Annotated in this window: 20 protein-coding genes; 7 read left to right on the forward strand and 13 right to left on the reverse strand. The window is 63.0% G+C overall.

Annotated elements, in window-relative coordinates; genetic code table 11:
* Positions 1-42: 42 nt before the first annotated feature.
* From MRY80_RS01715 to MRY80_RS01725, 3 genes are all read left to right on the forward strand, one after another.
* Positions 43-363, forward strand: coding sequence for a tautomerase family protein (locus MRY80_RS01715; protein WP_293287304.1), 321 nt, complete (start codon positions 43-45; stop codon positions 361-363).
* Positions 364-574: 211 nt separating this feature from the next.
* Entirely contained in the window at positions 575-2,278 is a 1,704-nt protein-coding gene (locus tag MRY80_RS01720; RefSeq protein WP_293287306.1) for a VWA domain-containing protein, read from the forward strand.
* Between the two features lie 211 nt (positions 2,279-2,489).
* Positions 2,490-3,140, forward strand: coding sequence for a hypothetical protein (locus MRY80_RS01725; RefSeq protein WP_293287308.1), 651 nt, complete (start codon positions 2,490-2,492; stop codon positions 3,138-3,140).
* Between the two features lie 103 nt (positions 3,141-3,243).
* Here MRY80_RS01725 and MRY80_RS01730 read toward each other — a convergent pair whose 3' ends face one another.
* Entirely contained in the window at positions 3,244-4,320 is a 1,077-nt protein-coding gene (locus MRY80_RS01730; RefSeq protein ID WP_293287496.1) for a COX15/CtaA family protein, read from the reverse strand.
* A gap of 190 nt (positions 4,321-4,510) precedes the next feature.
* Between MRY80_RS01730 and MRY80_RS01735 the strand changes: the two genes are divergently transcribed.
* Positions 4,511-4,726, forward strand: coding sequence for a DUF2842 domain-containing protein (locus tag MRY80_RS01735; protein ID WP_293287310.1), 216 nt, complete (start codon positions 4,511-4,513; stop codon positions 4,724-4,726).
* Between the two features lie 5 nt (positions 4,727-4,731).
* Here MRY80_RS01735 and MRY80_RS01740 read toward each other — a convergent pair whose 3' ends face one another.
* The gene (locus tag MRY80_RS01740) at positions 4,732-5,784 is read right to left on the reverse strand and encodes a polysaccharide deacetylase family protein (RefSeq protein ID WP_293287312.1); all 1,053 of its coding nucleotides are present in this window, start codon (positions 5,782-5,784) and stop codon (positions 4,732-4,734) included.
* Positions 5,785-5,877: 93 nt separating this feature from the next.
* Here MRY80_RS01740 and MRY80_RS01745 point away from each other — a divergent pair, with 93 nt between their 5' ends.
* A complete protein-coding gene (locus MRY80_RS01745; RefSeq protein ID WP_293287314.1) occupies positions 5,878-7,050 on the forward strand; it encodes a GNAT family N-acetyltransferase in 1,173 nt (390 codons plus the stop codon).
* Between the two features lie 14 nt (positions 7,051-7,064).
* Here the strand turns inward: MRY80_RS01745 and MRY80_RS01750 are convergent, their stop codons facing one another.
* From MRY80_RS01750 to MRY80_RS01760, 3 genes are all read right to left on the reverse strand, one after another.
* Positions 7,065-8,204 (reverse strand): DUF2336 domain-containing protein, encoded by a 1,140-nt coding sequence (locus MRY80_RS01750; protein ID WP_293287316.1) that lies wholly within the window; start codon positions 8,202-8,204, stop codon positions 7,065-7,067.
* Between the two features lie 88 nt (positions 8,205-8,292).
* A complete protein-coding gene (locus MRY80_RS01755) occupies positions 8,293-8,895 on the reverse strand; it encodes a flavin reductase family protein (protein WP_293287318.1) in 603 nt (200 codons plus the stop codon).
* Between the two features lie 4 nt (positions 8,896-8,899).
* Positions 8,900-9,490, reverse strand: coding sequence for a nitroreductase (locus MRY80_RS01760; RefSeq protein WP_293287320.1), 591 nt, complete (start codon positions 9,488-9,490; stop codon positions 8,900-8,902).
* 213 nt (positions 9,491-9,703) lie between these two features.
* Here MRY80_RS01760 and MRY80_RS01765 point away from each other — a divergent pair, with 213 nt between their 5' ends.
* On the forward strand, positions 9,704-10,546 hold the full coding sequence (locus MRY80_RS01765; protein WP_293287322.1) for a hypothetical protein: 843 nt from the start codon (positions 9,704-9,706) through the stop codon (positions 10,544-10,546).
* Here MRY80_RS01765 and MRY80_RS01770 read toward each other — a convergent pair.
* The 3 genes from MRY80_RS01770 to MRY80_RS01780 form a co-directional block, all read right to left on the reverse strand.
* Complete coding sequence (locus tag MRY80_RS01770; RefSeq protein ID WP_293287499.1) at positions 10,540-11,403, reverse strand: lysophospholipid acyltransferase family protein; 864 nt, start codon at positions 11,401-11,403, stop codon at positions 10,540-10,542. The genes MRY80_RS01765 and MRY80_RS01770 overlap by 7 nt on opposite strands.
* A gap of 117 nt (positions 11,404-11,520) precedes the next feature.
* Positions 11,521-13,512 (reverse strand): threonine--tRNA ligase, encoded by a 1,992-nt coding sequence (thrS, locus tag MRY80_RS01775; RefSeq protein WP_293287324.1) that lies wholly within the window; start codon positions 13,510-13,512, stop codon positions 11,521-11,523.
* 106 nt (positions 13,513-13,618) lie between these two features.
* Positions 13,619-14,506, reverse strand: coding sequence for an alpha/beta hydrolase (locus tag MRY80_RS01780; protein WP_293287326.1), 888 nt, complete (start codon positions 14,504-14,506; stop codon positions 13,619-13,621).
* 250 nt (positions 14,507-14,756) lie between these two features.
* Between MRY80_RS01780 and MRY80_RS01785 the strand changes: the two genes are divergently transcribed.
* Positions 14,757-15,743: a sulfotransferase gene (locus MRY80_RS01785; protein ID WP_293287328.1), complete on the forward strand. Its 987-nt coding sequence runs from the start codon at positions 14,757-14,759 to the stop codon at positions 15,741-15,743.
* A gap of 49 nt (positions 15,744-15,792) precedes the next feature.
* On the opposite strand, the gene MRY80_RS01790 is transcribed toward MRY80_RS01785, so the two are convergent.
* The 5 genes from MRY80_RS01790 to MRY80_RS01810 all read right to left on the reverse strand — a co-directional run bounded on the left by MRY80_RS01790 (position 15,793) and on the right by MRY80_RS01810 (position 22,892).
* The gene (locus tag MRY80_RS01790) at positions 15,793-17,199 is read right to left on the reverse strand and encodes a sulfotransferase (RefSeq protein WP_293287330.1); all 1,407 of its coding nucleotides are present in this window, start codon (positions 17,197-17,199) and stop codon (positions 15,793-15,795) included.
* Positions 17,200-17,256: 57 nt separating this feature from the next.
* Positions 17,257-18,513 (reverse strand): sulfotransferase, encoded by a 1,257-nt coding sequence (locus MRY80_RS01795; RefSeq protein ID WP_293287332.1) that lies wholly within the window; start codon positions 18,511-18,513, stop codon positions 17,257-17,259.
* Positions 18,514-18,518: 5 nt separating this feature from the next.
* On the reverse strand, positions 18,519-19,175 hold the full coding sequence (locus MRY80_RS01800; protein WP_293287334.1) for a sulfotransferase family 2 domain-containing protein: 657 nt from the start codon (positions 19,173-19,175) through the stop codon (positions 18,519-18,521).
* Positions 19,172-21,556, reverse strand: a complete 2,385-nt coding sequence (locus tag MRY80_RS01805) for a glycosyltransferase family 2 protein (protein ID WP_293287336.1) — start codon at positions 21,554-21,556, stop codon at positions 19,172-19,174. Before MRY80_RS01805 ends, MRY80_RS01800 begins: the two co-directional genes overlap by 4 nt.
* Positions 21,557-21,824: 268 nt before the next feature.
* Positions 21,825-22,892 (reverse strand): hypothetical protein, encoded by a 1,068-nt coding sequence (locus MRY80_RS01810; protein ID WP_293287338.1) that lies wholly within the window; start codon positions 22,890-22,892, stop codon positions 21,825-21,827.
* Positions 22,893-22,960: the final 68 nt, after the last annotated feature.

The raw sequence follows: 22,960 nt of genomic DNA on the forward strand, positions 1-22,960 counted from the left end.
GGCCGCAGCCGGGTCGTTCACACGCGGCACGAAGCCTGTAGGATGCCCGCCGACAGAAAGCGCGACGATCCCGACGCCGGCCCGCCGGTGCCGGGATCGAACGCATCGAAGAACCACGGAAAAAGGAAACACACAGTGCCGCACATCGTCGTCAAGCTCTGGCCCGGAAAGACCGACGCCCAGAAGAAGGAACTCGCCGAGGCCATCGCCAGACAGGTGATGGAGACGCTCGACTACCAGGAGAAATCCGTCTCGGTGGCCGTCGAGGAGGTCGAACAGGCGCGCTGGCGCGAGGACGTCCACATCCCCGACATCGTTGAGCAGCCCGAGCGCATCTACAAGAAGCCCGGCTACACGATGTAGGACGCCGGAAGGCACAACGGGACGAACTTTAGGTAAGCGTCGCGCAATTATGAGTTGATCGGAGGAGATTTCCATTTAGTTTGGTGCGCGAAAAGCAGCTCGACGTGGATTTGCCATGCCCCGCCCATTTTCATCACCAGCTTTCGTTGCGTCCTTGCGCGGCACGTTTCAACCGGCCGCGATATAGGCCCAACTTCATAGATTTTCCCACATGGTCCGTTTTGTCTTCCGCTGCGTCGCAGCCATCGTCCTTGCTCTGTCTTTCGCCGCCCCCGCCGCCGCCCAGTCCGACAAATCCCGCGTCATGATGGTGCTCGACGGCTCCAACTCCATGTGGGGCCAGATCGACGGCGTGGCCAAGATCGCCATCGCCAAGGAGGTCATGACCGACCTGATCACCACCTGGGACGACGACGTCGACATGGGGCTGATGGTCTACGGCCACCGCCGCAAGGACGATTGCAGCGACATCGAGGTGGTCGCCCTGCCCGGCCCGGTCAACCGCGCGAGCCTGATCGAGAAGGTCCGGTCCATCTCGCCCAAGGGCAAGACGCCGATCTCCGATTCCCTGCTGCTCGCCGCGGCCACCGTCGGCTACTATGCCGGCGACAACGCCTCCGTCGTGCTCGTCAGCGACGGGCTGGAAACCTGCGAGGCCGACCCTTGCGCCCAGGCGCGCTCCTTCGAGGTCGTCAATCCCGGTTTCGACGTGCATGTCATCGGCTTCGACGTGACCGACGAGGAGCTTGCCGCCCTGCAATGCATCGCCACCGAGACGGGCGGCCAGTTCTACCGGGCGAACTCCGCCAGCGAATTGCTGACGGCCCTGCGCGCCACCGTCGCCGCCGCGCCCGCGCCGGTCCCGGCCACGCCGCAACCGGACCCGAAGGTGCCGACCCTCATCCTCGACACGCAGCTCTGCGCGACCTGCGAGGCGACGAGCGGCGGCAGCCACTGGATCGTCAGGCAGGGCGACACCGTCCTCCATGACGGCCTCGGCATCTTCTACCAGGCCGACGCCCAGCTCGCGCCGGGCAGCTACGACGTCACCGTGCGCTACCGTTCCAGCGCCCTGGTGCGCACCGGCACGCTGACGATCGGCGCCGACGGCAAGCAGGCCGAACCCTTCAACCTCGACGGCGGCAGCGCCCGCATGTTCGCCTATGCCTCCGACGACAAGACGGTCGCGGCCGATCCGATCCACTATGAATTCTTCGCAATCGGCGAAAACGGACCGGCGGGCGAAGCGCTCGCGGTTCAGGCGAGCTCCGATGCCGACACCTATCTGCCCTCCGGGCGCTACCAGGTCCGCGCCACGCATCAGGACATCGCAGAGACCGCCGATATCGAGATCGTCGCCGGTCAGGTCACGCGGTACGAATTCGACATGCGCGTCGGCTTCCTGCTGCCCACGGCCGTCCTGAGCGCCGGCGGCGCGCCCGCCAGGGGCATCGATTACGAAGTCTACCGCACGCAGGCCGACGCCGACGCCCGCAAGGGTCGGCTGGCCTTCATGGTCGGCGGGCAGAACAACCCCGAAGCCTTGCGCGCCGGCGACTACGTGATCCGCGCCCTGCTCGACTACAACAACCGGCCGCCCATTTCTGTCGTGCGAACCTTCCCGGTGACGGTCAGGGGCAACGAAACCGCCACGCCGACGCTCGACATGCAGGCCGGCCTGCTGGCCCACGAAATCGCCAACGAGACGGGCAAGAGCCTGCTCAACATCGACTATGTCCGCGAAAGCGACGGCAAGCGCGCGGCCAATTACAATCTCGGCGGCACCCACACGCTCGCGCTGGCCGAGGGGCGCTACCACCTGCGCATCCTGATCAGCGGCGGCGAGACCTTCGACACCGACATGTTCGACATCACCGCCGGCCAGACGACCAACGTGAAGGTGACCATCAGGTGACCGCTTCGGGCGCCCGGGCACCAAGGCCCGGCGCCGGCTCGTCACACAGGGCGTGCGTGACACTCGACGGATCCTGTCCTCGAAAACGTTGAATCAATTCGTCATGCATTCCCGCCAACCCCTTGTTTTTCCGCCCTCTCCCTCAACCGTCCATCCACCGCCGGCGCGCAGCCCGGTACCCTGATCCCCGGCGCAACAACGGGAAGCGGCGATGGACTGGCCACGCGCGATCGACAGGAACCGGGAAGACTTGCTCGTCATTGTCGGGCGGTTGTTCATGCTGGCGGGGCTGCGCACCGGGCGCGTCGTCACCATGCTGCCGCGCGGCCTGTATCGCCGCATCCTCGGCATCCTGCGGCCGGCCGAATTCGCGGTCCGGCGGCTGATCGTCATGGCCGCGTGCCGGCTGTCCGTCACGCCCGCCCGGGAGCGCGAAGCAAACCCGACACGCAAGGAAACCGCCGCGGCGAAGCCCGAGACGCGCAAAGCGCCCCTGCCCGCCTTCCCCCTCTTCGATCCGCTCAGGCAGTTCGGCGCGCCATGGCTGGAGCCCGGCGACGACGGCGCCTGGACGATCGACAAGGACGAATTGTGGCCCGGCCAGCCGGTCAATGCCGCCGGCCTCGTTCGCCGCATCAGGGCGCTGGAACGGGTCCTGCAGGATATGGAGGCCCAGGCGGCCCGCCTCGCCCGCTGGCAGGCGCGCCGGGATCGCGCAACCCGCCGGCCGAAACGCTGGCGCCCCATCCGCCCCGGCCGTCCGCCCGGCTGGCAGGCCCGGCCGAAGAACGCGGTGGAAGAGGTGCTGAAAGAGTGCCACGCCCTCGCGCTCTACGCTTGGCAACCCCACGACACGTCATGAGCGCGACGCAGAACCGGGCTTGCCCCGCCCGCCCTTCACCGAGGCGCGGCAACGCTCACCCATGCCCGCGCCCCATGGGCGCCACTCCGGACAAGAGAAGAACTCAGTTCCGCTCGCCCACCAGGGTCAGCCGGTGCGGCGTGCCGTCGGACAGCGGCATCGGCCCGACGAGGCCGCGCCAGTGGGCGACCGCGAAGCCGAGCACCACGAGCGCCGTCGCCTGATGCAACAGCGCCCAGCCGAGCGGCACATAGGTCAGGAGCGTGATGATGCCGAACACCGCCTGCAGCGTGACGAGGCCGAACAGGATCGCCGCGCGGCGCGCATGGGTCGAACCGGGCGCCCAGCGCCAGCAGGCGATCGCATGCGCCAGCACCGCGACCCAGACGACATAGGCGAAGGTGCGATGCACGAACTGCACGATCGCCGGCGTGTCGAAGACATTGCGCCAGCCCAGCGCCGGCTCCCACATGGAGGACGGGAAGAAGCCGCGATCCATGGTCGGCCATTCGTTGAACACCAGCCCGGCATCGAGCCCCGCCACCAGCGCGCCCAGATAGATCTGGAACAGCACGATCAGCACGAGGATCGCGGCGTATCGGTCGGAGTGCGCGGTCGGCTTCAGGTCGCCCGCATGCGGCGCGATCCCGCGCGCCACCCACATGACGCTGGCGAAGATCAGGCTCGCCGTGATCAAGTGGACGGCCAGCCGGTAGTGGCTGACATCGACCCGCTCGACCAGGCCGGACGACACCATCCACCAGCCGATGAAACCCTGGAACCCGCCCAGCGCCAGAATGCCGAGAAGCGGCAGTTTCAACCGCCTGTCGATCCGTCCCGTCGCCCAGAAGAAGGCGAGCGGCAGCGCGAAGACGAGGCCGACGCCCCGCGCCAGCAGCCGGTGCGCCCATTCCCACCAGAAGATGCCCTTGAACTCGGCCAGCGTCATGCCGTGATTGACCTGCTCATATTCCGGGATTTGCTGGTACTTCTCGAACTCCTCGGCCCATTCGGCCGCGTTCAGCGGCGGGATCGCGCCGTGGATCGGCTTCCATTCGGTGATCGAAAGGCCGGAATCGGTCAGCCGCGTCGCCCCGCCGACGACCACCAGCGCGATCAGAACGAGCAGCATCGCATAGAGCCAGACGCGCAATTGCGCGCGGTGGCGCATCTCGCGCATCTCGGTGTCGAGGGCGACCGGCCGGTCGGGTGCCGCCGGGTCGAGTGTGGTGTCCGTCATCAGTGCCGCCTGTTTTCGGGAGACATAAAGCCGCGCGCGCTTCGTGAAAAGCGGCCGAATGCCGCATCCGCGGCCTTGGCTTGTCGCGTCGTGATGCTAAATAGCCGGCCTGTCGAAAAAGAGAACCCCGATGCCCTACCGTCTGAGAAAATTCATCGGCATGGTGATCCTCGTCGCGCTGGTCGTGTTCTACGCCCTGATCGCGACCACGGTCGCCAGCTATCGCCTGGCCGAAAGCCCCTGGTACGTGCACCTGGCCTTCTTCGCCATTTCGGGCCTGGTCTGGGTGCTGCCGGCCATGGCCGTGATCAGCTGGATGGAGCGCCGGCCCAAGCAGCCGCGCTGATCGCATCAGACCGTGACGAAGGTGCGGCCGCCATTGGCGACCGGCACGGTGATCCCGCTCAGCATGGTCTCGATATAGCCGACCTGCTGATAGTGGCCGTTGACCGAAACCCGCGGCAGCGCCTGCATCGCCTCGGCATGGCCGGGCATCAGCAGGCCGTGGCGCGTGGTCACCGCCGTCTCGAAACCGAGATCGCGCACGATCCCCACCTCCTCGGCCCCGACGGCGCAATCGTCGCCATAGGGATAGGCGAAATGCCGCGGCCGCTCGCCCAGCTTCTCGGCCAGCATGTCGCGCGAGCGGGCCACCTCGTCGCGGGCGCGCTCGGCCGGCAGACGGCGCAGCTGGTAGTGGCCCACCGTGTGCGCGCCGACGCTCGCCAGCGGGTCGGCCCGAAGGCTGCGCAACTCGTCCCAGTCCATCAGCGACGCGCGGCCATGGGCCGCCCGGTCGATGCCGTAGGTCGCGCAAAGGTTGCGGGTAAGCTCGCGCTGCCGGTCCTCGTCGATCTGCAGGCGGGTGTATTCCATCAGGGCGGCGTAGGTCGCATGCTTCTCGCGATCCGAGCCGCAGTCGAACACCCGGCGCCCCTCGCCCGTGTCGAAAGCCAATTCGTCATTGGCCTCGACGATCTGCTCCAGCAATTCCCACCACAGATCCGCCTCGCCGTCGACGAGCCCCGGGCTGACATAGATCATGTAGGGAACGTCATGGGCGCGAAACACCGGCGCGGCATGCTCCAGATTGTCCCGGTAGCCGTCGTCGAGCGTCACCGCCACGAAGCGTTCGTCGAAATGGCCGCGGCGCAGCCGGTCGGCCGCCTCGTCCATGCTGACGAAGCGCATCTCCGATTTCAGGTCGTCGAGAAGCCGGTCGAGAAAGTCGGGATCGACATGCAGCAGCTTGTTCAGCCCGATGCCGTCTTCGTCCGGGCGAACGTGGTGCAGCATCAGGATCGCCCCAACCCCGCGCAGGACCGGGCTCAGCAAGGTCGAAAGTCCGCTGTAGCGGGCGCCTTGCATGTAGGCCTTGCGCATTAAGGTTTTGATAACCGACATCCATCCAATCCTGAACTCAGAGCCTGACAAATCGGGGCAACGAAGTGATTTCGAAACCTATGCGTGCAATCCCTGCCACCAAAGGATTGAAACATGGTTGAGATGGCGGCATCGGCCGAAACCCTGTCTGCAGTTTCCGAGCGTCACGCCGAGACCGTCGATGTCAAGGTGACGACCGATCGCGACTCCGCGCTGGCCGAAATCGACGGGTTGCCCGCCGATGTCCTGTGCTCGGGCTACCAGCATCCGGACTTCCTGCGCGCATGGCTCCGTCACACCCCGCACATGCCGGTCTTCGTGACGCTGCGCGCGGCCGGATGCGGCCCGGTCCTGCTGCCGCTGGAACTCGTCAAGGGCCATGGCCTGGCCTATGTCGGCGAGCGCCATGCGAACGGCAATTTCCCGGTCGGCCGCGCCGCCGACATCCAGGCGCTGGCCCTTGCCGGCGAACAGGCGATTCTCAGGGCGCTTCGGCCCCTGAAAGCGCATGGCGACGCGATCGTGCTGGAGCGCCAGCTGCCCGACTATGGCGGCATCGCCAATCCCTTCGTCTTCGAACATTCGCGCATCAGCCCCAATCCGGCGCTGTCCCTGTCGCTGGAAGGCGGCTTCGAGGCCGTGCTGTCACGCCATTCCGGCAAGCGCCGCCGCAAGCGGTTCCGCAGCCAGGAGCGCGAACTGGCGCGGCTCGGCGGCTATCGCTTCGTCGGCGCCGTTCCGGCCGACGAGGTTCCCGAAACGCTCGCCCGTTGCCTCGACCTGAAGTCCCGCCACTTCAAGGCCGCCGGCATTCACGACGTTTTCGCCGACGCCCATGTGAAGACCTTCTTCGCGGAGCTGTTCTCGCAAGGCACCCGCCGCGAACCGCCGACCCATGTGCTCAAGAGCCTGGAGGCCGACGGCAAGGTCATCGCGATCAATGCCTGCACCATTCACGACGACCGGATCACGGTCGAATTCAGCAGCTACGATCCGGAATACCGCCATCTCAGCCCGGGCGACATGCTGTTTCACCTGTCGATCTGCGACGCGACGGAATCCGGGATCGGCATTTTCGATTTCGGCGTCGGTGACGAGCCCTTCAAGCGCGCCTGGTGCGAAATCGAGACCTTGCACCACGACACCGTCATACCGCTCACCCCGCGCGGCCGCCTCATCGCAGCCGCCATGAGCATCCGCTGCGCCCTGGTCCGCGCGGTCAAGCACAACAAGCGGATCTGGAAAGCCGTCAAGCAGCTGCGCCGGCAGATCCCGATCCTGCGCTGAGGTAAGTGTATGACTCAGGCAGCCGCGAGGTCGGCCGCGTGCCGGCGGGCGTTCTGGCGCATCATCTCAAGATAGATCGCCCGCAAAAGCGCCAGCACGTCGTCATTGTCGTGATGCGGCCGTGCCAGCGTCTCCGCCTCGAAGGCCTCCATCACCATGCGGGTGACTTCCTGCGCCCCGATCTGCAGCCGGCCGTTGGCGACGTCGCGCCAGATCCTGATCGCCGAGGAAAACATCGCATGCACCGTCCGCGCGATCCCGGCCGCGTCCAGAAGCGCGAGCAACTGGTTTTCCCGCTCGGCCACAAGAATGGCGGTCACGCGGGCATAGGACTGGCCGGAAAGGTCCGCCAGAACCCGGGCGACGAAATCGATCTTGCCGGCACAGACGGCCCGGATCAGCAACCGCGTCGTCAGCGCCCCGCTCGCCCGCAACTCGCCGATCAGCTCATGCACGCCGTCGTCGATCCGGCCGGACGCCAAGAGAACAAGCGCGTTCGCCGCGGCGTCCCCGCCGACCCGTTGCGCCCCCGCCTCGCCCAGAAGCCGCGCCACAAAGGGCGAAGCCGCGAGCGCCTGCCTGGAAGCCTCGAGCACCTTGAAGCGATGCACCGGCGACAGGTCCGGATCGCGCAGCAAAGCGCCCCGAACACCCGCGTCGCCCAGATGCGTTTCCACGATCCGCGCACGAACCGCCTCGGTCACCTCGGCATTGTGATTGTCGAGAAGCGCCGCCACGGCTCCCGCATGTCCGTGCTCGACGATAGCGAGCGCCAGGTTTGAAGAAATCTCCGGTCGGTTCGCGATGAGCGTCTGGATCCGCGGTTCCGCGATCGCCACGCGGGCGATCAGGTCCCCGTCGCGAAGGAGCGGCGACCGCGCGATGATGAGGCTTGCGATTTCGTACTGGTCGCCCGCCAGGGCCGTGACGATCTGCACCGGCGCGAACCGGCTCGTCGCGACCGCCTCTGCCAGCGCGAGCCTCACTTTCGGCGACGGATCGTCGAGCATCACCGTGAGCGCGGCATCGGCTGCGCAGCGCTCGTCGAATTCCATCTCGGTGGAAAGATAGGCCCGCGCCAATGCCGCCGCCGCCGACGCCCGTTTGGACACGTCGGCTGCCTGGCTCCATTTCAGAAAATGCTGAACGATCATGGCGCGCGACTCCGGTACGACTTGCCCGAAACACGCTATTGGGAAATGGTTTACGATCCGTTCACCATGTTTGTTGGCACTTCGCGGCCTACCCGTTGGTGGGCCGCGCCAACGCGATGATGGGCGGCGTCAGACCGTAATCCAGATAGCCGAGACGCGTGACCGGCTTCGCCTTTTCCAGATCGAATCGCCCGTCGGTCAGCATCGCGTCGTCAATGTGAACGCCGATGACCTCGCCGAAGACCAGCCAGTTCCCGGTCACCCCACCGGCGCGGTCCTGTACCCGCCGAATATCGGTCACCACGCATTCGAGCGCCGCCGGAGCGTCGGCGACCCGGGGCGGCTTCACGAGATTGCATCCGGCCGCCTCGAGTCCCGCCTTCTCGAATTCCGAGATGTCGCTGTCATAGGCAAACGACGTCTGGCTCATCCCCTGGACCTGCGCCTCGCCGACGAAATTGCAGACGAATTCCCCCGTCGCCTCGGCGTTGCGCACACTGTCCTTGTAGCCGGAAGAGGAAAACATGACGATCGGCGGCTGGTCGCACACCGCATTGAAGAACGAATAGGGAGCCAGATTGGCCGTTCCGTCCGCCGCCAGCGTCGAAATCCAGCCGATCGGCCGCGGTGCCACGATCGCCTTGAACGGGTTGTGCGGCAGGCCGTGGCCTTCGCCCGGTTCATAGAACATAAGATTATCCCTCGAACTCGCCGGCATATTCCGATGTCAGCGACGCGACGTCCGGGCGCGGACGCTCGGGGATCGTGCGGTCGCAATTGCCGATGTGAACGATGCCGGCCATTCGCTCGTCCGGGGCAAGCCCGAGGATCGCCCGGCCCCGCTCGTCGTCGCTGTACCAGCCGGTCACCCAATTGGCGGCAAAGCCGTACGCGTTCGCTGCATGGACGAGGTTCATCGCGACCGCGCCTGCGCTCAGAAACTGCTCCCAGCCGGGGATCTTGTCATGCGCCTTGGTGACCGAAACCACGCCGATCGCGACCGGCGCCCGCAACAGACGTCCGCGCTCGCGCTCGACCTGCTCCTCCGGCATCTCGCCGTTCATCTCGAGAGCACGGGCGACGAGCTTCTCGCCGATCGCCCGGCCGGCCACCTCGCGATAGACGATGAAGCGCCATGGCTCGAGCCGCCCGTGATCGGGCGAGCGCGCCGCGATCTCCAGGATCGCGCCCAGCTCCTCCTCGTTCGGTCCCGGTCCCTGCATCATGGTCAGGGGAATGGACTGGCGGGTCTTCAAATACTCAACGACGGGATTGGCAGTGGTCATGAAAATGCTCGATTTTTCGATAATGTTCGCACGCGATATGGCGCATGAGGGTTGAATTATCCAGCGCCTTCGGGTTCATCGCTGGGCAGGAAACACACGATCGACATGATGCGCCGCCCATTTCTCCGACAGGGTCTCCTTTCCGCAGTCCTCGCGGCTTGCTCCGCGGCCGGCGTCCAGGCCCAGGAAACGCCGTTCTCCGGTATCATCGACATGCCCGGCGTCATCAATTACGCGCCGGCGGCCTTGCGATCGAGCCTCAGCGGCGACGGTCCGCCGATCGATCTCTTCCTCGACGCGCTTCTGACCGAAGAATCACAAGCCATCACGACCGGGCTGGTCTGGCGCATCTTCGGCTCCGAACCTGACGCCGAGGGCAAGCTGCCGCTGCTCGCCTCTTCCAAGGGAGGCTCGACGCGCCTTCAGCTCCCGCCCGGCAGCTATCTCGTCCATGCAGCATTCGGCCGCGCCGGCGCGACGACGCGGATCACGCTCGGCGACGAACCCCGCCATGAGACCATGGTGCTCAATGCCGGCGGGCTGCGGCTGGAAGGCGTGTTGCCCGGCGGCATTCCGATGCGCGACGAGAAGCTGCGCTTCAACATCTACGAAGCCGACCAGAACGACGAAGGCGAGCGCCGCCTGATCCTGCCCGACGTCAGCCCGGGCCGCACCGTGCGGCTGAACGCCGGCACCTATCACATCGTCTCCAACTACGGCGAAGTGAACGCCACGATCCGCGCCGACATCCAGGTTGAAGCCGGCAAGACGACAACGGCCAAGGTCGAGCATCGCGCCGCCCAGGTGACCCTCAACCTCGTTCGTGGCCAGGGCGGCTACCCGCTCGCCGACACCGCCTGGTCGGTGCTCGGCGCCTCCGGCGACATCATCACTGAAAATGTCGGCGCGTTCCCGACCATGATTCTCGCGGCCGGCGACTACACGGTGATCGCAAAGAACAAGAGCCGGGTCTTCCAGCGCGAGATCAACATCCAGGCCGGCAACGACATCGTGGTCAAACTCGATACCGAGACGGCCGAGCAGCTCAATCAGTAACGGTCGGTCACGTAACCGGGCGTCCGCCGTCGCCGCGGCGACGGATCCAGCGAAAACACCGCCCTGTGGATCTGTTCCAGCAACACTTTGCGGTCGTCGATCGCCGCCAGTTGCTCCCAGGTCATGGTCTCACCGATCCAGGCCCGGATCCGCTTTCCGTAAAGGCGCTGGAATTCGCGAATCAGCAGTGACGTGCGCAGCGTCAGCGAAAACTGGCTGACCAGATGGAAGAGCCGCCCGTTCTGCCCGTCGAAATAGACCGGAATCACCGAAGCCTGGGCCGACTGGATCAGCCGCGCCGTGAACATTTTCCAGGGCAGGTCCTCCGCCCGGCCAAGCCCCTTGCGCGCAGTCGCGACACCGCCAGCCGGAAAGATCACGATCGTGACCCCTTCCTTCAAGAGCCGAACGGCCTCCTTGCGCGTCTGCAGGTTGAGCGCGACGGCCTCCTTCGTCTCCTCGAACGAGATGGGAAGCGAATAGGGCCGGATTTCCGGGACCTTCAGGAGATCGTTGTTGATGACGACACGAAAGGGCCGTCCGAGCCTCTCGGCCAGCGCCAGAAACGCGATCCCGTCGCCGATCCCGTAGGGGTGGTTGGCGACCATGACGATGGGCGTATCGGGCACGGACTCCGGCGGCCATCGCCCGTCGGCTTCGAGCTGCACTTCGATCAGGTTCAGCATCTCGGTGAAGACGCTGTCGCTCTTTCCGAAGATCTCGTGACGCCAATAATCATAGAGGTCCGCTAGGCGCTCGCGCCCCGAAAGACTCTCGATCGTGCGTATGACCCACCGCTTGAAAGGCGGATCATCCGGACGCGCATATGACAGTTCGGCAAACCGGACGGTTCTCATCATCCGCAGGATTTCTCCACCCGCATTCCTTCTACAAAGCTGGTATCTGGAAGTCGAGTTGCAAGCAAAAACCGGCGGCTTGCGCCGCCGGTCCTGGTTCATTTCGTCACCGAACCGTCACACTGTGCGTTTGCGCCGGATGTCCGGCGCCGTCGCCTCGTCGACCAGCGACGTGGTGATCTCGTCCAGCGTCTTCGATTCCTGGTCGCGGGAGCCTAGACGCCGCACATTGACGGTGCCCTCCTCCGCTTCGCGACGGCCGCAAACAAGAATCACCGGAACCTTGGCAAGGCTGTGCTCGCGCACCTTGTAGTTGATCTTCTCGTTGCGCAGGTCCGTCTCGACACGCAGTCCAGCATCCTTGAGATGCCGGGCCACCTGCTGGGCGTACTCGTCGGCATCCTGCGTGATCGTTGCCACCACGACCTGCAGCGGCGCGAACCAGAGCGGGAAATGCCCGGCCTGGCTCTCGATCAGGATGCCGAGGAAACGCTCGAGCGAACCGACAATGGCGCGGTGCACCATAACCGGCTGCTTCTTCTCTGAATCCTTGTCGATGTAGAACGCGCCGAAACGCTCCGGCAGGTTGAAATCGACCTGGGTCGTTCCGCACTGCCAGTCACGGCCGATGGCGTCCTTCAGCGTGTATTCGAACTTCGGACCGTAGAACGTGCCCTCGCCTTCGTTGATACCGGCCTTGATGCGACCGCCCGATTCGGCCTCCATCTTGATAAGCGCCTTTTTCAGGATCTCCTCGGCGTGGTCCCACATCGCGTCGGTGCCGACGCGCTTTTCCGGACGCGTCGCCAGCTTGACCACGACTTCCTGGAACCCGAAATCCTCATAGACCGACATCATCAGATCGTTGATCTTCAGGATTTCCGCCTCCAGCTGGTCCTCGGTGCAGAACACATGCGCGTCGTCCTGGGTGAAGCCGCGCACGCGCATCAGCCCGTGCAGCGCGCCCGACGGCTCGTAGCGATGCACCGAACCGAACTCGGCAAGACGGATCGGCAGTTCGCGGTACGACTTCAGGCCATGCTTGAAGATCTGCACGTGTCCGGGGCAATTCATTGGCTTCAGCGCGAAGACGCGCGAATCCTCCGCCTCGTCATCGGCGCAGGTCACCGCGAACATGTTCTCGCGGTACCAGCCCCAATGGCCCGACGTCTGCCACAGCGCATTGTCGAGCACCTGCGGCGCGTTCACCTCGTCATAATCTTCCTCGATGCGGCGACGCATATAGGCGAGCAGCGTCTGGAACATGCGCCAGCCCTTGGCGTGCCAGAACACGACGCCCGGCCCCTCTTCCTGGAAATGGAACAGGTCCATCTCGCGGCCGAGGCGGCGGTGGTCGCGCTTCTCGGCCTCTTCCAGCATGTGCAGATAGGCGTCGAGTTCCTTCTGGTTTGCCCAGGCGGTGCCGTAGATGCGCGTCAGCATCGGCTTGGTCGCGTCACCGCGCCAATAGGCCCCGGCCACCTTCATGAGCTTGAACGCGCTGCCGATCCGGCCGGTCGCGTCCATGTGCGGTCCGCGGCACAGATCGAACCAGTCGCCCTGCTTGTAGATGCGGATGTCCTGGTCCTCGGGGATCGCGTCCACCAGCTCGACCTTGTAGGCCTCGCCCATGTCGGCAAAGACGTCCTTGGTCTTGTCGCGGCTCCAAAGTTCCTTGGTGAAGGGCGCGTTGCGGGCGATGATCTCGCGCATCTTCTTCTCGATCACCGGCAGGTCGTCCGGCGTGAACGGCCAGTCTTCGCGGGTGTCGGGATGAATGCGCTTGAAGTCGTAATAGAACCCGTTCTCGATCACCGGACCGATGGTGACCTGCGTGCCGGGCCAGAGATCCTGCACGGCCTCGGCCATCACATGGGCCGCATCGTGGCGGATCAGTTCGAGCGCGCGCGGATCGTCACGCGTGACGATCTCGATCGCACCGTCGGTCACCGGGTCGGCGAGATCGCGCAGACTTCCGTCGAGCGCGATGGCGACAGCCTTCTTGGCGAGCGATTTGGAAATCGATTCCGCGACGTCGCGGCCGGTCGTGCCAGCGTCGAACTGTTTTACGGAACCATCGGGAAATGTCAGGGAAACGGCCGCAGCCATGGTCAGGTCTCCTTTTCCAGTCCCGCCTACGAATGCGGGTGGTTGAACAACGCGCGCTATGTAGGCGGAGAGCCTTGCCAAGTAAACCCGCTTGTCCTGCGCGACCTCAATCGGCGGAGGGTCTGCCCCTAGCGATGAAATCGAGGATGTGACCGGCGATCAGCGGCGCCTGCCCCGGTTCCATGTGAACATGGTGGTGTCCGTCCACGGTGACGCTGGTGAGATCGGCCACCACGGATGCAGCCAGCGCCTTGAGTTCGATCATCCAGTCCTGCTTGCCCAGCCCCTCGCTCGCCCAGACGTTCAGGACCGGAACGGACAGCGCGCGAAGCACGGTCTCGACCTGGGCGGCATTCAGCTTGACGGCAGACGGGCTGAACAGCCGCTGATCACTGCGCAGCCGAAATCCGTCCCCGGTCTTTTCGAGCGCCCGCGCTGCGAGGCGCTCGGCGATCTGCGCGCTGACGCCATAGAGCCGGCGGCGCGCGATAAAGTCTTCGACCGAGGAGAAATGCCTCTGCGCCCGCGCCGCGATGCGCCCCTTGTAGCGCAGGCTGTCGCGCATCTGGTGCACGAACGCCGCATCCGCCTTCGGTCCCGGCATGAACCCGTCAAGCGTAACGAGCGACCGCACGCGTTCCGGCATCGTGGCCGTCAGCAATGTCGCGATCGTCGCGCCACGCGAATGACCGATGACGGTGCAGTCGGCCCAACCGAGCTCGTCGATCACGCCAAGGATTTGGGGAACGTCATCCCAGATGAGATAGGTCGCGTCCTCGGAACGCCGATCGCTCAGGCCATGGCCGGTCAGATCGAGCGCAACGACCCGGCATCCCGTCAGCAAGGGCGCAAGCACCTCGAAACTCGCCGCATTGTCGAGCCACCCATGCAACGTCAGCACCGGATGCCCGTCGCGAGGCCCCCACGCCAACCCGGCAATGGTCAGGCCGTCAATGGTCCATCGGAGCTGTTCGGGGGATGTCGACTGAGTCATGCAGCCGCGATATCCGATGCGACAAACATGCGCAACGAACGCGACATATTCCAATCCAAGGGAGGAGTGCTTTGGTGCGATCTAGACGCGCCACCGTTCCAATCAACGGTTTGATACAATCACGAATGAGCGTCAGGGGTGCTTTCACCGCTCGACTGCTGGTGTTGCGGGTGACGCTCCGATTGACCGGGGTTTATCCCTTCCAACCTCATCCCAAGCCCGGAAGCCCGGCACGCCCGGTCGCAAGTCCATGCAGATTCAGACGAAGAGGTTGGGCGAATCTCTCCCACCACCGGAGTTCCGTGCTATTGAACGCCTCGCCACGATGCCTGGCCCATGGGTGTCGCAAACTGCGTCGCCGAACGAAGGCTTGAACATGTCGAATTATGAAACGCTTTTGATCTGCCTCGGCGCACAGAAGGCGGGCACGACCTGGCTGTGGCGCTATCTGCGTGAACATCCGCAATGCGCGGCGACCCCGCTGAAGGAAGTGCATTTCTTCGACGGCAGGCCCGAGCGCCTGCCGCGTTTGCTGATGGAAAACAGGCAGGAAGCAGCGGCGGCAGAATCGCCGGAGGACATCGGGTTTCTGGAAGAGAAGCGCATTTTCATCGAGCGCGCGATCGGATTTGTCGGCCAGGAAGAGCGGACTGCCGAGGCGTTCGAGACCCTCGTTTCCTCGATCGCGACACCCGGCACAAAGGTCGTGGCGGAATTCACGCCAGCGAACGGAAAACTGGCGGCCCCCAAACTGAAAAAGCTTGCGGACCTTCCAATACAGCCGAAATTCGTGCTGACCTTGCGTGACCCGGTCGACCGGCTCTGGTCGCAAATCCGGATGCTGGCGAGACGGCAGGCGACGGATAGCAACGACGCGCATTCTGTCGCCCTGGATATCCTGGCGCGCTTCGAAGCGGGTCTGAACGATGCTTTGCCGAAGCGGTCTGATTATGCCGCCATGTTGAGGCGGGCCAAGAAGGCGATTCCACCAGAGCGCTTGTTCGTGGATTTCTTCGAATCATTCATCAGTCAGCCCCGCATTGACGCGTTCTGCGATTTTCTCGGGATCGACCATCATCCAGCGCGCCTGGACGAACCCCGCGCCGTCGGCATCGACATCCCACTCGCACCTGAGGTTCGAATTCGGCTACGCGACAGACTCATGGAGCAATATGAGGCCGTGGAAAAAGAACTGGGCACATTGCCGGAAAGATGGCGCGAAACGCTGCGGCTCTGATCTCAATCGGCCTTGTGTCCGAACTCGGCCTGGGCTTGCCCTGTTCCCGTCAGGACTCCTTGAACAGCTTGCGAATTTCCGGCCGGGTCGGTTCGTAACTGTGCGGCGCCGCCATGACGATGTCGAGGTCACCAGGCCGGTACGGCGCACCGAGGAACTCGAACAGCAATCTCAGGCGATCGGAGCGGGAAACGATATCCTCGTAGGTAATCTGGAAGCAATTCGATCGGCCATTCGCGAACCCTGCAAACCGGCCCTCCGTCTCCTCTAGCCTGCGACGCACCTCCTCGGGATCACGCTCCTTCCACCAGGCGCTGTTGAGAACGTCGTCGAGACGGCGCGTGAGGAAGACGAAGCCCGCTTGAGGAAACAACGTTTCGAGGAACCGCAGATAGTCCTCGAACCGGTCGCCAACCTCATCATACCTGATTTCCTTGAAGCCGAAGCAGGTCACGGTGCCGTCATCAGCGCGGTCAGACAAGACGATGGTGCGGGCAACGTCTCTCAGCTCGTTCAAGACCCGTTCAAGGTCAACCAGACCTATGCCGAACCAGGGCGAATTGGGGCTTCGCGCATTCGTGTATTTCTCGGAGGCTCTGGACAGAGTGTCGTAGGCCTCGAAAAGGGAGAAAAACGCATTGCCGTTTTCGCCGCGCAGCAGCATCCCGTCGATACTGTTCAGCACACCTTGCAGGAGAGTGGAGCCGCTGCGGCCGTAAGTCACCACAAGAACAGACTGGAAGTTCAATGCGCTCGGACGGGTTCGTTCCCCGTCGTCGGCCCGGGACATGAGACGGAAATAGGCCTTTGCGGCTTCGCTGCGGGCCGTTTCCTCGCTCAAGGGAGGCGAAGTCCTTTCGCCCCGCGCCATGCTCTTGCAGCGCTCCAGGGCCTTCGACCAGGACGGGTTGGCCCGGTCGGCATGGTCAACAAGGCATCGTTCCCAAAGCCTGACCGCCTCGTCCCAGCGCCTGGACTTTTCGGCGACCCGTGCGAGGCCCGCAATGCCCCACGGCACGTCCGGCCGGGCCTCAAGCAAGTGCTCAAACACAGTACTCGCTTGGTCGAAGGCCTCGGATCTCAAAAGGGCCTGCCCATGTTTGCGCTGTTCGTCTTCGGTGTAGCAGGAAGAAAAGCGTCGCCGAACCGTGCCCCATAGTTTCGCAGCCTCTTGAGGATTGTCCGAGAGCAGCAGCGCGTTTGCCGCGGCGATGTGGGTTGCCGCATCGTCCGGGTGTGCCGATATGGCGGCCATGAATGCCTCTGCCGCCTCCTCGTGGCGCCCGGCCTCGGAAAGCTCTTCGCCGAGGACCTTGTAGAGGACCGCGGGATCGCCCCCCAGTTTCGAGAATGTCTTGCGCAACTTTCCGGCAGCCCGATCGAAGGCGGTCGCTTTTTCCCGCCCCGGCTTCCGCGCAAAGATATCCTTGAGGCGCTTCATGACTGTGCGGCGCATGTGCGTCTCGAACCGACAACCCCGCACATGGTCCGGATCCTCATGCCTCCCTGAGCCTCAACGCTGCGCAGAGACCGCAGCGGGCAACGCTCCGGAGTTGCTGTTCGGGAAGGGTTTCCCAGGATCGGAAACGCCGAGAAAGGGGCAGAGCTTCTCGTAGCCGTCGCCATCGACGATGTTCATCTCCAGAAAGCGTTCTTTCGGCTTGTCCCGGAAAAAGTCGTGAACCCTGCGATAATAGGCCTCCCTGGCATCCAGCCAATTGTCGAAGGCGCCGTAGACGCCGTGATGAACGAAGCTGGCCTTGTTGCGAAATTTCCAGCGCGACGCCGACCGTGCAACGCCATCGATGGAGTCTTCGCCTGCATTGCGAAGATAATGCCGGGTTATCGAGGTCTCCCAACTCTCGGCGTCGCGCGTCGTGAAAACGAACTTCGAGTTGGGAAACGCGTGGTAGAGCGATTCGAACTGACTGCTCACAGATATGTCGGTGAACGCGTCGTAGAGAACGAAATCCGACTGCCCGATCAGATCCATCGTCATCGGATTGCTCCAATGAATGGAATGGAAGCCGAGACGGTTGAGGGCTGTATTCAAGGACGTCGTCCCGGTTCGGCTCAGTCCGATACCGAAGACCTTCTCGCGTTCGAAGTCCGGAAAGTTCGGCGAGACGATCTTGTCGCGGACCCTGAGCAAATCGCGAAGTTGCCTTTTCCCGCCAGCCCCCGATGGCAGGGACGCGACGCTTCTGCAAAACGCGTCGTGATCGCCGAGCGCGAGGTAGATCTCGCACAGCAGGATCTGCAACGGCGAATGCGCCGAATCGGAACTGTCAGCTGTGTCTGCATCGTTCCCCGGCAAGCTTGCATCTGTCCCGCAAATAGCGGCCTCCGCCGAACACTCGATCACGCGATCGCGCAATCGGATCATGGCTTCCGACCACTGGCTGCCCCTGAAGCAAAACTGGATCAGATGGAGCAACCTTTGGCCGGTCACCCGGTTGAAATGCACGCGCTCAGCGAGCGCCAACAAACTTGGCAATTCGGATTCGGCTCGTTTCTGATCACCTCTTCTGGCTATGACCTGAACAAGGTTGGCTTTTTCGTCCAGTGAATCCGGGCACAAGCAAAGAAAGCGTTCAAGCCTTGCGCGCAGTTCCTCCATGTCCTTGCGCTTTCGCCCCACGCGAACCAGACCGGCAAGCGGTTCGGGGTCATTTGGGCGCGCCGACGCTGCCGCCTCGAAGTGCTGGTCCGCTTCGTCGTACCGGTTTTGCTCCAGCAGGCGATCGCCTGTTTCCACGGACAAATCCACGCGTCTCATCCTCTTTCGAAGGAGTAGCCGAAGCGCTTGATGTCATCCCGGTAGAACTGTCCGATCAAGTCACGAACCCGGGGCGTGAAGTAATCCTGATAGGAACCCTCGCGCTTCGAGCGGTTCCGATGGGGGAACGTGTCCGGCAAAGTCAGATGAAGCCTGCCGAAGATCGCCCTGACATCGGCCTCAAAGCTTTCAAACCGACCAAGATAGTCGACCGCATCGGGTTCGATCAGCGCGCTCTGGCTGCGGAAGTGCGAATTGCAGGTTTGCGGATCGAGCGTAGCGAGATGTTCGGCAAACTTGCCGATGTCCTGAAACGTGTCGATCTGCTCCGCCGAGAGCTTCATGAAGCCGACCTTGCGCGGATTGATCTTGTTCTTCCATCCGGAAACGAACCGGTCCCAAGGATTGCGCACGAATGCAAACTTGAAATACGCGCCATATTGCTCAGGATCGAACGGAACCTTGAATTCGTGTTCGATCTCGAAGGAGACAGACGCGTCCTTCAGCAGGTGGTAAAGAGTGCGCGTCCCCACTTTTGCATTGCGAAACCAAACGAGCCTCGGTGAAGAGCAGACCGTGAGCGAATACCTGCCCAACAGGTTCTTCGAACCGGCCCGCTCTCGTGGTCCGCTCAGGGAGGCCGTGTCCATCATGTGACGACCCCATCAGCCTCGACCAACGTCGAAAGATAGTGGTCGGGCGCATCGATCAGTCCGAGTTGAAGCAGTTGATCGCTCCCCGAATAGCGCTTGGTATGGGCATTCGAGAACCGGACCCCCTCCCCTTGAGCCTCCAGATATCTCTCATAGGTCAGGTACCGGCGACGGCAGGCAGGCATGCGCGCGTTGTCGGCAAGATCCGCCCTGAACGTCTCCCGGAGTTTCCCCGACAGTTTGAAGTGAAGCAGCGCCGCGGAAACGTCCGAGACCCGGGCCGGCGAGATGACATGGCTACTCATCAAAAAACTGATGTCGCGCCCGCCCCGTATCAGGGGTGTCTTGGTCAGGTTCTCCCCACACCCGAACGCTTGCCGGGCACCGCCGCGAAAAACGGAATACGGACAGAGAACGCTTGGGTGCCGGTCGATCCGACTGTCGAATAAAGGGTAGCTTTCCGGAAAATCGACGAACGCCCCTTCCCCATGCACGGGTTGCTCCTCGGCAAACATGTCAAGCATGAACGCAGGAAGCGCTTCCTCATTCCTGGCGCTCATGTAGTCGGTCAGATGACGCAGACTCTTCATCTCCATGCCGGGAAAAACCAGAGCTTCGTCCACATCGACATAACTCACCCAACCGTCAGCGCCATGTTCCCGCGCCAGTTGGTTGATCCACTGCATGCCCGATTTGGCGACGGCATAGCTCTCGTCGGTCCAAAAGACATGAACGTCGGATTGGTCCAGCAGGTATTCGCCGCTCCCGTCGTTCGAAGCGTTGTCGACAAAGAAGAACCTGTTCACGCCGAGCGAGCGGTAATAGTCGAGGAACCAGGGCAAACGCCATTTCTCGTTTCGAATGGCGGTAAACACCCTTATTTCGTCCTCGACCGGCGCGATCGGGTTCTCGTCACGGCGCTGCAGCGCTTCGGGGTGGCAAGGTTGGATGTGGGGGACGAAGTGAATTTGTTTTCTGAGATTCCACTTTGCCTTGGCGGTTTCATCATCGCCAAGGCGGCTCGCGCGCCACATCTCCAATTCAACGATCTTGGGATGCAACGTGCGGGGCATGTCCTCGATGATCTGCGCCGCCTCGTCTTCCATGTGCATGGCGACGAGCAGTCTGCACAACTGGTTCTTTGCGGCCACGTCCCATGGCTGGCTGGCGACGAGATCTTCAAGGATCTCCCTGATCTTCACAAATGTTGACGGATCTCCGACGTCGAGGCTCTTGCGCAGAAGGATATGTGCCTTCTTGTGAAGAAGTGCCGCACGCAGCCTCAGTGGAGCCTCTCCGGGCCGAAGCCGTTCGAGATAGGCCTCCACCAGCGATTCCACACCTTCCAGATCATTGCTCGCATGAAGGATCTTGATCAGCTGATTATAGCGAAACGGTTCCTTGTCGATCGAGTCGCAGACAGAGTCGTAATGCGCACGCGCCTGCTCGAAATCGGGAAGGCTCAACAACGCGTCGATATAGCCGGAATGCATCGCCGCGTTGCGGGGATGCGCTTCGCAAAGCGCGCGCCAGCGCTCTGCCGCAACCTCGTATTGCTTGGACGCCGAGGCCGTTTTCGCCAGCTCCGAAGCCAGCAATTCGTCTGAAGGCTCGCGCCGATTCAATGCCTGGAATAGCTCTTCCGCTTCGTCGTAGCGGCCCTCGCCCCGCAGGCACACGCCGCGCTTGATCGAAATCTCGGGAACCTCACCCCGGTCGCGGGCGATTTCGTCCAGAGCCGAAAGGGCTTCGCGAAATCGCTCCTGCGCCTCAAGGATCTCCACCCGCAGCAACTGGAACTCGGTGGTGTCGAACGCGTCTGCAACAGCTCTGAAGTGAGCCATGGCCTGCTCGGTTTCGAGGATCTTGCACAGGTTCCTGATATGGCCCCTGTGAAAGTCGCCCCGGTCAGGCGCTCGCTCGCACAAAGCCTTCCAGCGGCCCACGGCGATTCCAAAGCGTTGTTCCTCGACGGCGGAACGCGCCATGCTCGTCAGATCGTCGAGCGCATCCGGCTCTTCCTGCAACACTCTTGCAAACAATGCTTCCGCTGGGGCGAACTGACCGGTTTGCAGGAGCGCGACATCATATTCCACGCACAGAACCGGATCCGGACCATGGCGTTCGAAGAGATCACCTAGATGTGTGACGACATCGTTCAGTCTGCGTTCAGCGCGTAACAGTCTGGCCTGCACCAGCCCGGTGGACAGTTTTCCATCAGGAAGCTGCGCGACAAGCTGTCGTGCGGCTTCGAGATCACCCGCCCTTATCAGCTTTCGAACCCGCCTTTCGCGATGATCCGGCGTATGCCGTGCCATTCCGCGTAGCTTGCTCCAGAGCTTCCCTGCGACGCCATTCTTTTCTCGCGCGGCGATCGGCATGACTGAAACGTTCGGTCCCTCACATTGCCGGCGAATTCTTCTTGGTTTGACGTCGCGCCGGTCAAAGTCACCACTAGCATAGCGAAACGAGGAAAATTGACCATGCCTGGTGAGCATTGAGCCGCACCAACCACAGATTTTCGGCGTTGCGCCGGCCGTTCGGCTGCTTCGCCGGGAGGCTTGCGGTCCCCTTAACGCCCACACCAACAAAAAAATCGTCTGGGACGTCGTCTTTGAGCAGCCCTTGACCGTGATGCAGCTGACCGAGCTATCCCGCATTGACGATGCGCTGTCCCAAATCTCGATCCGGTGCGTCCGTCAGTTCGTCCAGATAGAGCAGCGTGGAGAAGATGGCCTCGTTTCGCGTCCGGTATCTTTGCTTTTGCGCCGACTTTCGCTCCAGCCCGTGCTGACCGGATGAGAGTCTGAAAATCTTGGCGTCCGACAGCTTGAAATCCCCAAGGCAGGACTGCGGATGCTCTTGCGGTAACCAGCGGATCGTCGGCCAATCATGCCAGGCACCCGGAACGCCGAGCCGGATCAGCAGTTCGGCCTTGTCACGCAGGCCATAAGGAAATCGTTCATCGAACTCCAAAGGCGAACGGTGATGAAAGGCGATTTGCGGCTCTTCGTCACTTCGACCGATCGGATCCCTTTGATGAAACTGGCTGTTGTGCTCCAGGCGTTCGAAAGGCAGGACGACATGGGAGGCGAGCGGTTCAGACCGAACCTGTTCGGCCAGACGTGAAAACGCTTCTTCGGTCAATATGCAGTTGCCATCGAGCGGCAAAGTCCATCGCGCCAAGGGTTTGCCAATGCTCAGGGCCAGATTCCTGGCGCCGTTTACGTTCATCGCGTAGCGAATCTTGCTCGCGCCGGAAAGCAGTCTGACCTGAAGCACTTCCTGCCGAGACAGCCCCCTGCCGGCGATCAACCCAAGTGCGGTCTCACCGCCAGGACCGTCTTCGTCCCATCGCTTGGCCCGATATTCAGAAGGCTCGAAGGGAAGATGAACATATTCCGCGCCAGCCCGCGAAAGCGCATCGAGAACTGCACTTTCAGAGTCCGGATTGAAAATCCTGTTGACGATGAACAGCTTCTTCGCACCAGGGAATTCAGCCTCGGTGTCGAGAATGAAGCGAAGATTCTCGATGGTTTGACGCGCGTCGTGCCGAGGGTGCAGATCATTCCCGAGGATCCGTGTGATCAGGAATTCATGCTTGCGCGTGTCACCAAAAAGCTCGTGCGCCGACGGCCGATCGCGCACGGAGGCGGACAGATCGGCATCGCCCTTACCGTCCCGGCTTTCTTCGAACGCTTCTCGCTGCCGGCGCATCCTTCTCCAGAGTGAACTCAGTGGCAATTGACTGCCCTCGGTTGCTGCTGTGGCGCTCGCCCTCCTAA

Source organism: Oricola sp. (assembly GCF_022763245.1).
Lineage (GTDB): Bacteria > Pseudomonadota > Alphaproteobacteria > Rhizobiales > Rhizobiaceae > Oricola.

What these genes read in the sequence shown, in the direction of transcription:
- MRY80_RS01715 (WP_293287304.1), top strand. Translation starts at nt 43, where the DNA reads ATGCCCGCCGACAGAAAGCGCGACGATCCCGACGCCGGCCCGCCGGTG.
- MRY80_RS01720 (WP_293287306.1), top strand. Translation starts at nt 575, where the DNA reads ATGGTCCGTTTTGTCTTCCGCTGCGTCGCAGCCATCGTCCTTGCTCTG.
- MRY80_RS01725 (WP_293287308.1), top strand. Translation starts at nt 2,490, where the DNA reads ATGGACTGGCCACGCGCGATCGACAGGAACCGGGAAGACTTGCTCGTC.
- MRY80_RS01730 (WP_293287496.1), bottom strand. Translation starts at nt 4,320, where the DNA reads ATGCGCGAGATGCGCCACCGCGCGCAATTGCGCGTCTGGCTCTATGCG.
- MRY80_RS01735 (WP_293287310.1), top strand. Translation starts at nt 4,511, where the DNA reads ATGCCCTACCGTCTGAGAAAATTCATCGGCATGGTGATCCTCGTCGCG.
- MRY80_RS01740 (WP_293287312.1), bottom strand. Translation starts at nt 5,784, where the DNA reads ATGTCGGTTATCAAAACCTTAATGCGCAAGGCCTACATGCAAGGCGCC.
- MRY80_RS01745 (WP_293287314.1), top strand. Translation starts at nt 5,878, where the DNA reads ATGGTTGAGATGGCGGCATCGGCCGAAACCCTGTCTGCAGTTTCCGAG.
- MRY80_RS01750 (WP_293287316.1), bottom strand. Translation starts at nt 8,204, where the DNA reads ATGATCGTTCAGCATTTTCTGAAATGGAGCCAGGCAGCCGACGTGTCC.
- MRY80_RS01755 (WP_293287318.1), bottom strand. Translation starts at nt 8,895, where the DNA reads ATGTTCTATGAACCGGGCGAAGGCCACGGCCTGCCGCACAACCCGTTC.
- MRY80_RS01760 (WP_293287320.1), bottom strand. Translation starts at nt 9,490, where the DNA reads ATGACCACTGCCAATCCCGTCGTTGAGTATTTGAAGACCCGCCAGTCC.
- MRY80_RS01765 (WP_293287322.1), top strand. Translation starts at nt 9,704, where the DNA reads ATGCCCGGCGTCATCAATTACGCGCCGGCGGCCTTGCGATCGAGCCTC.
- MRY80_RS01770 (WP_293287499.1), bottom strand. Translation starts at nt 11,403, where the DNA reads ATGAGAACCGTCCGGTTTGCCGAACTGTCATATGCGCGTCCGGATGAT.
- thrS (WP_293287324.1), bottom strand. Translation starts at nt 13,512, where the DNA reads ATGGCTGCGGCCGTTTCCCTGACATTTCCCGATGGTTCCGTAAAACAG.
- MRY80_RS01780 (WP_293287326.1), bottom strand. Translation starts at nt 14,506, where the DNA reads ATGACTCAGTCGACATCCCCCGAACAGCTCCGATGGACCATTGACGGC.
- MRY80_RS01785 (WP_293287328.1), top strand. Translation starts at nt 14,757, where the DNA reads ATGCAGATTCAGACGAAGAGGTTGGGCGAATCTCTCCCACCACCGGAG.
- MRY80_RS01790 (WP_293287330.1), bottom strand. Translation starts at nt 17,199, where the DNA reads ATGCGCCGCACAGTCATGAAGCGCCTCAAGGATATCTTTGCGCGGAAG.
- MRY80_RS01800 (WP_293287334.1), bottom strand. Translation starts at nt 19,175, where the DNA reads ATGATGGACACGGCCTCCCTGAGCGGACCACGAGAGCGGGCCGGTTCG.
- MRY80_RS01805 (WP_293287336.1), bottom strand. Translation starts at nt 21,556, where the DNA reads ATGCCGATCGCCGCGCGAGAAAAGAATGGCGTCGCAGGGAAGCTCTGG.
- MRY80_RS01810 (WP_293287338.1), bottom strand. Translation starts at nt 22,892, where the DNA reads ATGCGCCGGCAGCGAGAAGCGTTCGAAGAAAGCCGGGACGGTAAGGGC.